At 56.4% G+C, this 13,346-nt stretch carries 11 protein-coding genes; 5 read left to right on the top strand and 6 right to left on the bottom strand.

Features of this window, described 5'->3' with window-relative positions; genetic code table 11:
* Window positions 1-163: 163 nt before the first annotated feature.
* The 4 genes from ogt to BH712_RS03590 are packed head-to-tail and all read right to left on the bottom strand — an operon-like array spanning window position 164 to window position 5,015.
* Window positions 164-679 (bottom strand): methylated-DNA--[protein]-cysteine S-methyltransferase, encoded by a 516-nt coding sequence (gene ogt / locus BH712_RS03605; RefSeq protein ID WP_006808915.1) that lies wholly within the window; start codon window positions 677-679, stop codon window positions 164-166.
* 9 nt (window positions 680-688) lie between these two features.
* The gene (gene abgT, locus BH712_RS03600) at window positions 689-2,215 is read right to left on the bottom strand and encodes a p-aminobenzoyl-glutamate transporter (protein WP_006808914.1); all 1,527 of its coding nucleotides are present in this window, start codon (window positions 2,213-2,215) and stop codon (window positions 689-691) included.
* Between the two features lie 44 nt (window positions 2,216-2,259).
* Entirely contained in the window at window positions 2,260-3,705 is a 1,446-nt protein-coding gene (locus BH712_RS03595) for a M20 family metallopeptidase (protein ID WP_006808913.1), read from the bottom strand.
* Window positions 3,705-5,015: a M20 family metallo-hydrolase gene (locus BH712_RS03590; protein WP_032673494.1), complete on the bottom strand. Its 1,311-nt coding sequence runs from the start codon at window positions 5,013-5,015 to the stop codon at window positions 3,705-3,707. The genes BH712_RS03595 and BH712_RS03590 overlap by 1 nt, the downstream gene beginning before the upstream one ends.
* Window positions 5,016-5,190: 175 nt before the next feature.
* Between BH712_RS03590 and BH712_RS03585 the strand changes: the two genes are divergently transcribed.
* Both BH712_RS03585 and smrA read left to right on the top strand, forming a co-directional pair.
* Window positions 5,191-6,096: a LysR family transcriptional regulator gene (locus BH712_RS03585; RefSeq protein WP_006808911.1), complete on the top strand. Its 906-nt coding sequence runs from the start codon at window positions 5,191-5,193 to the stop codon at window positions 6,094-6,096.
* Window positions 6,097-6,447: 351 nt separating this feature from the next.
* The gene (gene smrA / locus BH712_RS03580; protein WP_006808910.1) at window positions 6,448-7,011 is read left to right on the top strand and encodes a DNA endonuclease SmrA; all 564 of its coding nucleotides are present in this window, start codon (window positions 6,448-6,450) and stop codon (window positions 7,009-7,011) included.
* Window positions 7,012-7,047: 36 nt separating this feature from the next.
* Here the strand turns inward: smrA and tcp are convergent, their stop codons facing one another.
* Window positions 7,048-8,709: a methyl-accepting chemotaxis citrate transducer gene (gene tcp, locus BH712_RS03575; protein WP_032673493.1), complete on the bottom strand. Its 1,662-nt coding sequence runs from the start codon at window positions 8,707-8,709 to the stop codon at window positions 7,048-7,050.
* A 145-nt stretch (window positions 8,710-8,854) separates the two neighbouring features.
* On the opposite strand from tcp, the gene BH712_RS03570 reads away from it, so the two are divergent.
* Window positions 8,855-9,721: an aldo/keto reductase family oxidoreductase gene (locus tag BH712_RS03570; protein ID WP_032673492.1), complete on the top strand. Its 867-nt coding sequence runs from the start codon at window positions 8,855-8,857 to the stop codon at window positions 9,719-9,721.
* 46 nt (window positions 9,722-9,767) lie between these two features.
* Here BH712_RS03570 and BH712_RS03565 read toward each other — a convergent pair whose 3' ends face one another.
* Window positions 9,768-9,968 (bottom strand): hypothetical protein, encoded by a 201-nt coding sequence (locus tag BH712_RS03565; protein WP_006808907.1) that lies wholly within the window; start codon window positions 9,966-9,968, stop codon window positions 9,768-9,770.
* A 325-nt stretch (window positions 9,969-10,293) separates the two neighbouring features.
* Here BH712_RS03565 and BH712_RS03560 point away from each other — a divergent pair, with 325 nt between their 5' ends.
* Window positions 10,294-10,713: a translesion error-prone DNA polymerase V autoproteolytic subunit gene (locus tag BH712_RS03560; protein WP_032673491.1), complete on the top strand. Its 420-nt coding sequence runs from the start codon at window positions 10,294-10,296 to the stop codon at window positions 10,711-10,713.
* 163 nt (window positions 10,714-10,876) lie between these two features.
* Window positions 10,877-13,306: a glucose/quinate/shikimate family membrane-bound PQQ-dependent dehydrogenase gene (locus tag BH712_RS03555; protein WP_006808905.1), complete on the top strand. Its 2,430-nt coding sequence runs from the start codon at window positions 10,877-10,879 to the stop codon at window positions 13,304-13,306.
* The last annotated feature ends 40 nt before the right edge of the window (window positions 13,307-13,346 follow it).

The following is a 13,346-nucleotide window of genomic DNA, read 5'->3' as shown; positions in this document are numbered from 1 at the left end:
TGATATTGGTCAATTTTAACATCTTTTTGGTAAGGACGTAAGCCTGGCAAACCCCCAATAAAGACAAGAGACGGCAACGTGCTGCCATCTCCTTGAAATTCCACAGATTGATTAAGGATTATTGGTCTAACAGGAAGAAAATTAAGCACAAAAAGCCTGGGAATTACAGCAGAAAATACCCTTCGTGACGCAGCAGCCACTCTTTGCGCTGTACGCCCCCGGCATAGCCGGTCAGGGTGCCGTTGCGCCCAATCACGCGATGGCAAGGCACCACAATGCTGACGGGGTTAGAGCCATTTGCCGCACCGACCGCGCGCGCCGCACCGGCACGGCCAAGCTGCTCTGCCAGCTGACCGTAGTGCATCACCTGCCCGCAGGGAATATTACGCAGCGCCTGCCACACCTCGCGCTGAAAAGGGGTGCCCGCCGTGGCGGTTGGCAGGGTATTAATAATGCCGAGATCGCCCTCGAAGTAGGCCGTCAGTTTATCGCTCAGCCCGCCAGGATTACGGGCGGTGATGCGCTCGTAACCCTCGGCACGATAATGGATGTTGAGCAGCTCAACCATCCGGTCGCTGTGCTCTTCCCACTCAACAGCCCGCAGATTAAACGCTTCATCCGTGATAACCCACAGCGGCCCCAGGGGTGTCGCAATCTTGTCTTCGAGTAATCTCAGCATCAATACTCCTTAGTTCAGCCTCGGGTAAACACCCGGTCCAATCGGCAGGCCGACAAGATACCACGCCACCAGCATCACCAGCCATACCCCTAAAAAGATAAGCGGATAGGGCAGGACCAGCGAATAGTAGGTACCCAGTTTAGCCTCCGGTCTGTAGCGTTGCAGGAAACCTAGAAACAGCGGAACGAAGGGTGACACGGGCGCCAGCGGGATCACCGAGGAGTCGGCGACACGGAACAGGACCTGGGCGAATGCCGGATGGAAGCCGAGCATCATAAACATGGGGACAAAGATGGGCGCCAGAATCGACCAGATGGCCGACCCGCTGGCAATAAACATGCACAGCAGGGACGACAGCAGCGCCAGCCCGACAAACGCCGGAACGCCGCTCAACCCCGCCGCCTCCAGCGCGTCTGTCAGGCTCACGGCCATAAACTTGCCCATGTTGCTCCAGTTAAACATGGCCACAAATTGTGCCAGCGGGAACACCATTACGATGAAACCCGCCATCTCTTTCATCGGCTCGATCATCAGGTGTGGCAGATCCCCCTGACGACGGATTTTCCCGGTAGCGATGCCGTACGCGAGCGAAACGACGAAGAAGAAAAGAATTATCAGCGGCACAATGCCCTGAATAAACGGCGAGGGCAGGACGGTGTGTTTGATCGGATCGCGCAGCACGCCATTCTCCGGCACCACCATCAGCGCCACCACCGCAATGAACGCCAGCGAGACAATCCCGGCGACGCGCAGGCCGAACTGCTGCTCTTTGCTCAGCGTCTCAAGTTTTTCATCGCTCCGGCCTTCCCATTTACCCAGACGCGGCTCAATGATCTTATCGGTAATCAGCCCCCCGACAATCGTCAGAACAATCACCGAACTGGCCATAAAGTACCAGTTGTCGATCACGCTGACGTGCATCGCCGCATCGATGGTCCTGGCTGCCTCCGTGCTGATGCCGGAGAGCAGCACATCGGTGGTCACAATGAGCAGGTTAGCGGTAAACCCGCAGCCAACGCCCGCAATCGCCGACAGCAGGCCCGCAACAGGATGACGACCGACGGCGAGGAAAATCAGCGCCCCCATCGGCGGCATGATCACCAGCGCCGCGTCGGACGAGATATGGCTGAAGAAGGCTATGAACAGCACCATATAGCTGGCATAACGCGCGCTGACGTGCGAAGCCATCTTCACCATCAGCGCGGGCAGCAGGCCCACGCGCTCGGCCAGTCCCGCCCCTAACACCAGGGCGAGAATGGCGCCCAGCGGCGCAAAACCGCTGAAGTTTTTAATCACGTTCGGCAAAAACCAGTGCAACCCTTCAACGCTGAGCAGGTTTTTCACTGCCACCATGCTGCCGTCGGCCGGGCTGCGCACGCTCACCTCAAAGGCGGACAGCACAGCCGTCGCGACCATCAGGATGACAATTAAATAGATAAAAAGCAGGAAAGGGTGCGGCACTTTATTGCCGATCCTTTCAACCCAGCCATAGAGCTTACCGGATGGGGAATGCGAAGGTATGGAAGACATACTCATGGGCGTTCCTCGGGACTGTTGTTGTGTTGTTGTGTTGTGTTTTTTTATTTTAAAAGTGACGGTGTCACGCCCTGCGGGATCGGACACGCGTACGGTTTTTCTGTTATGTGTTGTTCGAACTCTTCCCGGCATTTTCGCAGCAGGTCGGCATCCTGAAGCAGATGCAGCGCGGTCGCGCCCATCACTTTTCCGGCCAGCAGCATGCCTTTATGGGCAATGGAGGTACGCCCCTGCGCCACTAATTGCCAGGTATGCAACGGCGTGCCGACGGTAAAGCAGGGGCTAAAGCACTGGGCGACGGGCATCTTCCAGCTGACATCCCCCACGTCGGTGGAGCCTGCCAGCACGTTATCGGTGATGGCATAAGGGGCAACTTCATCCACCAGCAGCGTCTCCTGATGGCGTCGGGCAAAGGCTTTCCCTTCTTCGCCCCCCGTTGCAGCAATGTTTTTCAGGCTGTTTTGCAGGTCGTCTGGCGTGAGCGTGGCGCGGATCTCACGGGCGAACGCGCGTTCTTCTTCCGTCCAGACCGGCGTGCCGTAATGCTGCAATGCGCGGTACATCGCCGCTTCGAGCGTACGGTTCGGCAGATAGCTGGAGCAGGCTTTATCAAAGCGACACTCGACGGTGGTTTCGGTCATCATCGCCGCACCCTGGGCGATTTTCTCGATGCGCGCGTAGATTTGTTGCGCGTCGGCCATCTCCGGGGCGCGGATCAGATACAGTACCTCGGCCTGGGCCTGCACCACGTTGGGCGAAATCCCGCCGGTATCGGTGATGGCGTAATGTACGCGCGCTTTTTCAATGATGTGTTCGTTGAGGAAGTTTGTGCCGGTGGTCATCAGCGTCACGGCATCCAGCGCGCTGCGTCCCAGATGCGGCGAGTTTGCCGCATGGGCTGCGATCCCCTTAAACCGCCAGGCGGCCTGAATATTGGCCAGCGTGCTCACGTTAAACATGCCAGCGAAGGCTTCCGGGTGCCAGGTCACGGCTGCGTCCACGTCGTCAAATAACCCTTCACGGACCATAAAGGTTTTACCGGAGCCGCCTTCTTCGCCGGGGCAACCGTAGAATCGTACCGTTCCGCTTCCGCCGTGCTGTTCCAGCCAGCTTTTCACCGCCACCGCACCGGCAAAGGCCGCCGTGCCTAACAGGTTATGCCCGCAGCCGTGTCCGTTCGCCCCCGGGGTGGCGGATTGCGCCGTCGCGCAGTGTGCCTGCTGGCTTAATCCCGCCAGGGCATCATATTCGCCCAGAAGAGCGATAACGGGCTTGCCGCTGCCGTAGCTGGCAATAAAGGCGTTGGGAATGCCTCCGGCTTCCCGCGTCAGGGTAAAGCCCTCGGCTTCCAGCGCGCTGGCGAGCCGTTCGGCGGACCAGAACTCTTCAAAGCGCGTTTCGGGATGGTCCCAGATGTCGTCGGCAATATCGGTAAACGTCTGACATCGCGTGTCGATGGCATCAGCGATAAAAGCGTAGTTCTCCTGCATTACACACCTCGCGTCCACGGGAAATTAAGCGCAGTTCGCGCCAGCGTTTCGATGGCAACGTTCATCACCTGCTCATCAAAATCGAATTTTTCGTTGTGATGTCCGGCGCTCAGTTCCGTGCCGAAGACCATATAAGAGGCCATACCGCCGTTCTGCTGTACGCGGGCCATCATCAGCGTGGCATCTTCGGAGCCCGCAGGCGCTTTGACTTTATCAATGGCATGAGTCACGCCGGGCACCTGGCTTGCCTGTTCGCGCAGATAATCGACCCAGGCCGGGGAAGGGGCACTGGAGGTCGCCGCCCCCATCAGCTTAATCCCGGCTGTTACGCCGTAGAGGGCTGCCGCGCCGGTAATCACCGCCTGTGCGCGATCGAAGACATAATGATTAATCGCCTCGCTTTCCCCGCGGGTTTCAACCTTAAGCAACGCATCAGCCGGCACCACGTTGCGTCCGCTGCCCGCCTGCATGACCCCGACGTTAACCCGGGACGCGCCTTCGCTGTGTGGCGCGATGCCATGCAGCGCGATAGCGGCCTGGGCAGCCGCGAGCAGGGCGTTACGGCCCGCTTCCGGTTTACCGCCAGCATGTGCGGCGACCCCGGTAAAGCGCACGTCAAATTTGGTTGTCGCCATAAAGTTATCGCTGCCGCAGATCACCGTCCCTTTCGGCACGCCGGTGCCAATATGAATGGCGGTAAAGTAGTCCACGCCGTCCAGCGCCCCTGCGGCAACCATGGCGCGCGCACCGCGCGTACCCTCTTCGGCAGGCTGGAAGATCAGTTTGATGGTGCCGTTGAGCTGCGCTTCGTGCTGCTTAAGCACCTGCGCCAGCCCCAGACCAATGGTGGTATGCCCGTCGTGACCACAGGCGTGCATCATGCCCGGGTTGCAGGAGGCAAAACCGTCGCGGTATGGACGGTGGCTGTCGTCATGCGCTTCGCTCAGATCAAGCGCGTCCATGTCCACGCGAAAGGCCAGCGTCGGGCCGGGGCGACCGGTATTCAGGGTCGCGACAATGCCGGTGAACCCGCCTTCGAACGGCGCGAGCCATTTCTCCGGCGCGCCTTGTTCGCGCGCGCGGGAAAACGCGCTCTCCAGCGCGGCGTGATCAGGCAACCCCATCCGGCTTTCGGCGTCGACCACGTCGCGGCCCATAGCCAGTTCATAACCCAGGTGATCCAGGATCTCCGCCACTTTTGCCGCGGTGCGAAACTCCACCCAGCCGGATTCCGCAAAATGGTGAAAATCGCGACGCCATGCGCTCAGTTGTGGGACCAATGTCTGGATGTACTGCGCCAGTGAACTCATATCCTTTCCTGTCATCATTAAAATATGTGAACTGCTTCACGCTGTGATAGTTTTTACTTATCACTGAGCGATTTTTCACAGTTTTAACCGTTCAGGAATTACCCTCGCACATCCGTTTCCATTAAAGTAGATGACAGTTTCTTTACTCTGATAAACAACGGTTATCGGTCGCGTTATGTCATTTCAGATTAAATTTCATCAAATCAGGGCGTTTGTCGAAGTGGCCCGTCAGGGCAGTATTCGCGGCGCCAGCCGGACGCTGAATCTTTCGCAGCCCGCGCTGACCAAATCCATCAAAGAGCTGGAAGAGGGCATGGCGGCCCAGCTGTTTGTGCGCCGGAGTAAAGGCGTCGCGCTGACCGAGTGTGGGGAAGGGTTTTACCACCGCGCTAATTTGATTCTGGAGGAGCTACGGGCGGCGCAGGATGACATCCGCCAGCGGCAGGGCGAACTTGCCGGGCAGATCAATATTGGAATGGGGGCCAGCATTTCGCGCAGCCTGATGCCAGCCGTGATTACGCGCTTTCATGCCCAGCATCCTCAGGTCAACGTCCGGATTATGGAGGGCCAACTGGTGTCGATGATTAATGAATTACGGCAGGGTGAGCTGGACTTTACCATCAACACCTATTATCAGGGGCCGTACGATCACGAATTTACTTTTGAAAAGCTGTTTGAAAAACCTTTTGCCGTATTTTGCCGGGCAGGACATCCGGCGACAGGGGCGACTTCAATTCATGAGCTTCTGCAATATAACTGGACAATGCCTACCCCTCGGGGAAGTTATTATAAGCAGTTACAGGATACCTTTAACCACCGCTCTCTAATACCGCGCATTGGGGTTGTCTGTGAGACTTTTTCCTCTTGTATTAGCCTTGTCGCACAAAGCGATTTCATCAGTATTTTACCGCAGGAGCTGGGGTGCGATCCGCTTCTGGCGCACCGTCTGATAATGTTGCCGGTTGTCGAATCCCTGCCTAAAGCCGCATATTATTTAATTCAGCGACGCGATTCTCGTCAGACACCGCTTGCCGAATCATTAATTACGCAGTTCAGAAGGGAAGCCAGAAAATTAATTTAATAAAAATAATAACAATAAAAAAATAGAGTCTGTCCGACATCAGACAGACTCCACAGTACACACAGTTGTGCATCCTTTGGCGGACCCTACATGCATTATCCATTGGGCAGGTTTATTAAGTTATAACAGCTTTTTCTTAAAAGAGAAGGGCGTTGAGTGATTGATTTCACGATTTTTTAACGTAAATTTTTTAATTAATGGTAACTGAAATTTAAGTTAAGGTCGGATGAAATATATAGCGTCCGTGATTAATCTGTTTTCTGGACTATTATTTGAACCCTTGCCCGGGTGATTGAGACCCGCAGCGGGCGCAGGTATAGTACATCACTCAGATGTAGCCGGAGGATTTCCATGAACCCTGACGACAAATCACTTTTTCTTGACGCCATGGAGGATGTCCAGCCGCTCAAGCGCTGCACGGATATTCACTGGCAGCAGAGCCGTAACACGCGGGCGCGTCAGGAAATCGATACTGAGCAGCTCGATAACTTTCTGACGCTGGGGTTTCTGGAACTGTTGCCCCTTGACGAGCCGCTGATGTTCCAGCGCGAAGGGGTACAGCAGGGAGTGTTCGATAAGCTGCGTTCCGGCAAATATTCCCGTCAGGCCAGCTTAACGCTGTTACGCCAGCCTGCGGAGCAATGCCGCCAGCTGGTGTATTCCTTTATTCGCCAGGCCGGACGTGACGGGCTACGCAACCTGATCATCGTCCATGGTAAAGGGCGCGAACAGCAATCACACCCTAACGTGGTGCGCAGCTATCTTGCGCGCTGGCTGACCGAGTTCGACGAAGTACAGGCCTTTTGCGAAGCGCAGCCGTATCACGGCGGCAGCGGAGCATGCTATGTCTCGTTGCGTAAGTCAGATGACGCGAAGCGAGATAACTGGGAGCGCCACGCCAAGCGCAGCCGCTAATCAGGAAGGCGGGCGATATGCTCGCCCGCCTGTCACTCAGAAGGTTTCCCAGTTTGCGTCGGATGCGTTCGCGCCTGCCACTGACGGGCGCAGCAGCACGGGCGTTTTCACGTTTTCAGGGCGAGCCACCGGCGATCCCTGAGTATTCAGCCGGAATGCCGCCACGGCCTGGCGCAGCTGTTCAGACTGATCTTCCAGCGCCGCCGCCGCCGTTGCCGACTCCTGCACCAGCGCGGCGTTTTGCTGCGTCACGCTGTCCATCTGCGAGACCGCCAGGCTGACCTGTTCAATACCGCGGCTCTGCTCGTCAGACGCCGACGCGATCTCCCCCATAATATCGGTTACGCGCGTCACGGCCGCGACGATCTCTTTCATGGTCGCACCCGCCTCGCTCACCTGTTCCGAGCCGGTATTCACCCGGCTGACGGAGTTTTCAATCAGCCCTTTGATCTCTTTCGCCGCCTGCGCGCTGCGGCTGGCCAGCGTCCGTACTTCACCTGCCACGACCGCAAAGCCGCGACCTTGTTCTCCGGCACGGGCGGCTTCAACCGCCGCGTTGAGCGCCAGAATGTTGGTCTGGAAGGCAATGCTATCGATAACGCCGGTGATATGCGCGATTTGCTGCGAACTGTCGGCAATGTCATTCATGGTACGCACCACGTTATCCACGACCTGGCCGCCGCGCGCGGCGGTTTCAGACGCATTTTTCGCCAGCAGCGTCGCCTGTCGGGCGTTATCCGAGTTCTGTTTCACCGTGGCCGTCAGCTCTTCCATGCTGGCGGCGGTCTCTTCCAGCGAGGCTGCCTGCTGCTCGGTGCGGGCGGAGAGGTCGTTACTCCCGGCGGCAATTTCCCCCGCGCCCGTGTAGATGGAATCTGTGCTGCCGCGCACGGCGCTGACGGTGCTCACCAGCGACTGCTGCATCTCGTGCAGACCTGCGGCCAGCTGGCCCATCTCGTTGCGCCCGGACATCGCGACGTTTTGCGTCAGATCGCCGCTCGCGATGGTGCGAATATGGTTCATGATGGCGTTGAGCGGTTTCAGGAGCAGGTGCTGTAAACCCTGCCAGATCACCACCAGCACGGCGATCACGGTCAGGAAGATTGCCGCCAGCGTCCACTGCATCTGGGTAAAGCTGCTCTGGTTCTCTTCGGCGGCGGCTTTCAGCAGAACGTTGTTTTCGGCGCGCCAGCGGGTATAGACTGCCTCCATCTCATCCTGTGCCTGCTGGGCGTCAAGGTCGCCATAGGCCTGATAGTTATCGGCGCGCAGATACTCAATGGACAAGCGCATCACCTCGTGCATTTTCTTCCACGCTTTCTGCATCTCTTCGGTGAGCGCGCTATTCTGGCCCTTTACCTGCGGGATCGCCTGCCAGTTTTTATAATAGTCTTCGGCTTTGGTCAGCGAGGCGTTAGCGGTCCCCAGCAGGGTGTTGATCGCTGCGAGGGACGCCGGATCGCGCTGGTTTTTCAGGTAGCGGATCGCCACGCGGGTGACGGTAACGCGCGTTTTTACCAGCGTGTTAACGCTGTCGCTCAGGCTCTCCTGTTGGGCATTGAGCACCCCGGAGTTTTGAAAGTTTTGCCGATCGTTGTTAACGGCAGAGTAGAACAACCCTCCCGTGACAACTTGCAGCAGACAGAATATGGTGAGGGCAAAGATAATCCCGGTAATCACGTGCAGATTTTTCAGCATGGCGGTCATCCGTAAGAGAAGAGGCAGGGTTACATCAATACTATCGTCGTAGCGAATTTAAACTTTAATTTTACTATTGCTTAACTAATGGTTTCGTCGCGGAACCTGTTGTAAATCCGGATCATTTTTTATGAGGAAGGTCAGCATGAGCAGCATAGATAAAAGCGGAACGTTCACGCTCGGCACGCGTACGGTTAAACGATTTGGCTATGGCGCGATGCAGCTTGCCGGGCCTGGCGTTTTTGGTCCGCTAAAAGACAAAAATGCGGCGCTGGCGGTGCTGCGCGAAGCGGTGGCGTCGGGCGTGAATCACATTGATACCAGTGATTTTTACGGCCCTCATGTGACCAACCAGCTTATCTGCGAGGCGCTTCATCCGTACCGGGACGATCTCACGATTGTGACCAAGATCGGTGCCCGACGCGGCGAGGACGCCTCCTGGCTACCGGCGTTTTCCGCGCAGGAGTTGACGCAGGCGGTGCATGACAACCTGCGTAACCTGAAACGGGATGTGCTGGACGTGGTTAACCTGCGGATCATGTTTAGCGCCCACGGACCGGCGGAAGGCTCGATTGCCGCGCCGCTGAGCACCCTCGCAGAGCTGCAACAGCAGGGGCTGGTTCGCCATATTGGGCTGAGCAACGTCACCGCTTCGCAGGTCGCTGAAGCGCAGAAGATGGTTTCCGTGGTGTGCGTACAGAACATGTACAACGTTGTGAATCGCGGTGACGATGCGCTGGTTGATTCGCTGGCGCAGCAGGGGATTGCCTGGGTGCCGTTCTTCCCGCTGGGTGGTTTCACACCTCTGCAATCTTCCGGGCTACAGGCGGTGGCGGATTCCCTGGGCGCGACGCCGATGCAGGTAGCGCTGGCATGGCTGCTGCAACGCTCGCCAAATATCCTCTTGATCCCGGGAACATCTTCGGTGGCGCATCTGCGTGAAAACCTGGCGGCTGCCGATCTGGTATTGCCGCCTGAGGCGCTGGAGACGTTAAATTCGCTGGCGGATTAACCCTGACAGCAGCAAAAGCCCGGAGGATTTTTCGGGCTTTTGCTGTTTACGATCCCATCTGACTTCTTTGCCGGTGAAGCGCTAACGCTTCCGCCACGATTTCCTGCTTACTTTTCCGTGTTTCATACGCAGTAATGCGGATGTACTCCATCAGCGCAGGATCGATGCGCGCGCTTAACATCCTGAGTTCGGCCTCCTTTGCTACACCGCGAGCAACACGTTTATCGGGATAATCACGGGCTGGCATGGGAAACGTCCTCCAAAAATTGTCTTGTTAATTTGTGCTGTAAAATATGCGTTAGTCTAAATGTAAAGTCAACAGGTAGTGATTATGCAGTGATGTGTATTTATCTTTTGTGCATTTATAAGTCAGTGATAAGTGATGGTGTAGTGATGTTTTATGACGCGTTAAGCTTGCCCATGCGTAAAAATTTACAAAGCAAATAATCTTCATTGCAATAGGGGCTTATAAGCGAAGCGGTTAAGCCGTAGCCAGCCGCTTACGCTGACATGGCTTGATCGATACCTCCGTTAAAACTACTGTATATAAAAACAGTATGGAGGTGTTTATCATGATCTTTTTCAAACCCGCAGAGTTGCGTGAAATCGTTGCTATTCCACTTTTCAGCGACTTAGTACAGTGCGGCTTCCCCAGCCCGGCAGCGGATTATGTAGAGCGGCGTATCGATTTAAACGAGCTATTAGTCGCCCATCCCAGCTCCACTTACTTTGTCAAAGCCGCCGGTGACTCGATGATAGAAGGGGGGATCAATAACGGTGATTTGCTGGTGGTGGACAGTTCCCGCAAGCCTGAGCATGGCGATATCGTGATTGCGGCGGTAGAGGGCGAATTTACCGTGAAGCGCCTCCAGCTACGTCCCAATATTCAACTCAACCCCATGAACAGCGCCTATTCACCGATTATTGTCGGCAGCGACGATACGCTCGATATCTTTGGGGTGGTGACGTATATCGTGAAATCCGCAAGCTGATCGTGTTTGCGCTCTGTAAGGTGTCTTCCGGCAGAATACATTTTGTCTACATTATAATTTTAATTTATGATTCGCACACGAACAATTAGCGTTATGCAGGGTTTTAGCATCGTGGCGGTCAATAAAACCCTGATTTTATAAAGTAATCAGGAGATTCATTTTTATGTCAGACAATAATCCCCGCCCATCCGGCTGGGTAGGCCTGTGGTGCCTGCTGGTGGGCGTGATACTTCTTGTGACGGGGCTGTTTTTTGCCATCGGCGGTTTCAAACTGGTTTCTCTGGGGGGGAGTTGGTACTTTCTCATTGCCGGGGTTATCACGCTGCTCTCTGCGATCCAGTTCTTCCGCCGCAAGTCCTCTGCCGTGGGGCTGTTTGCCCTGGTGTTTCTTGGCACCCTGATTTGGGCATTTTTCGATGCCGGGCTAGACTTCTGGCCGCTGGTTTCCCGTTTAATGGTACCTGCCGGGCTGATGGTGCTGGCAGCCGCCACCTGGCCTGCACTGCGCAAGCGTGAAGGAAAACCGTCCTCCACAAAAGGGGCGATGGGGGTCTGCGCGGTGCTTATTGTCGCCATGGGTGTCACCTTTGTTCAGATGTTTCAACCCCATCCGACCGTGCCGTTTAGCGGTGAAAAACGCCCCCTGGTGCCGGTAAAAGACGAGGCGAAACAGCAGAACTGGGATCACTACGGTAATACGGCTGGCGGCAGTCGTTTTGTGGCGCTGGACCAGATAACCCGTGACAATGTGAAAAACCTGAAACCGGTCTGGACCTTCCATACCGGTGACGTACCGGAAAGTCCGGACGGCAACGGCGCAGAAGATCAGCAAACGCCGCTACAGGTTGGCGATCGTGTCTTCCTGTGTACGCCGCATAACAACGTGATTGCCGTGGATGCCGACAGCGGGAAAGCGATCTGGAAAGCGGAAATCAACGCTAAGTCTGCAATCTGGATGCGCTGCCGTGGCCTGGCGTACTTTGATGCCACCAAACCGCTGGCACAGCCAACGGTAGCAGGTTCCACGCCGGTTCTGCCTGCGCAGGTCGCACCGGGCGCGGCATGCCAGCGTCGTATCCTGATGAATACCATTGACGGTAAGCTGATCGCGTTAGACGCCGATAACGGCAAATTCTGCCCGGACTTCGGCACTCACGGCAGCGTTGACCTGCATGAAGGGATGGGCGATGCGTCAGATCCAACCTACGTGTTGACGTCGGCCCCGACGCTGGCGGGTACCACGGTTGTCGTTGGTGGCCGCGTTGCGGATAACGTCAGCACCGATATGCCGGGAGGCGTAATTCGTGGTTATGACGTGATCACCGGCCAGCTGCGCTGGGCGTTCGACCCGCGTAATCCGGATCCGAACTATGTTCTGAAACCGGGCGAACACTACAAACGTAGCTCCGCAAACTCCTGGGCCCCTATGTCCTGGGATGCCTCAATGAATACCGTATTTATCCCGATGGGAAGTTCCTCTGTCGACCTGTGGGGCGCGGACCGTATTCCGGAAGATCACAAATACGCCACCTCAATCCTCGCGCTGGATGCGACCACCGGGAAAGAGAAGTGGGTATACCAGACCGTGCATAACGACCTCTGGGATTTCGATATTCCGATGCAGCCGAGCCTGGTTGATTTCCCGACGAAAGAGGGCAACAAGCCCGCGGTAGTGGTGGGCACCAAAGCGGGGCAAATTTACGTTCTTGATCGCCTGACGGGTAAACCGCTCACTGAAGTGAAAGAAGTTCCGGTAAAACCAGCGGATATTCCACGTGAACAGTACCCGGCAACGCAGCCGCGCTCTGTGGGGATGCCGCAGATTGGCGCGGAAACCCTGAAAGAATCGGATATGTGGGGGGCAACGCCGTTTGACCAGCTGGCCTGTCGTATCAGCTTCAAATCGATGCGTTATGACGGTCTGTACACGATGCCGGGAACCGACATTTCCCTGAGCTTCCCTGGCTCGCTGGGGGGAATGAACTGGGGCAGTCTGTCCACCGATCCAAACAACCAGTATATCTTCGTCAATGACATGCGTCTGGGTCTGTGGGTCCAGTTGATTAAACAGGATCCGCAAAGCGCGGTGGCAAACACGGGCGGTGAAGCCGTGAACGCCGGGATGGGCGCCGTTCCGATGAAAGGAACGCCGTATTCGGTCAACAAAAACCGTTTCATGTCACCGCTGGGCATTCCGTGCCAGAAACCACCGTTTGGCTCCCTCTCCGCCATTGACCTGAAAACGCAGAAAATCGTCTGGCAGGTGCCGGTCGGGACTGTTCAGGATACCGGCCCGTTTGGGGTAAAAATGCGTATGCCAATGCCTGTCGGTATGCCGACGCTGGGCGGTACGCTGGCCACGCAGGGCGGTCTGGTTTTCATTGCGGGAACCCAGGATTATTATCTGCGCGCCTTTGATTCCTCTACGGGGGAAGAGGTGTGGAAAGCGCGTCTCCCTGTGGGTAGCCAGGGCGGACCGATCAGCTATGTATCACCGAAAACCGGCAAACAGTACATTCTGATCTCTGCTGGCGGTGCTCGCCAGTCGCCGGATCGCGGTGACTACGTGATTGCCTACGCGCTGGATAAGTAACAGCGAAATAAGCTGCCAGGCCCCGTCTTAGAACGGGGCT

This window comes from Enterobacter hormaechei ATCC 49162, from assembly GCF_001875655.1.
Lineage (GTDB): Bacteria > Pseudomonadota > Gammaproteobacteria > Enterobacterales > Enterobacteriaceae > Enterobacter > Enterobacter hormaechei.
This window is presented reverse-complemented; position numbering and strand designations above follow the sequence as displayed.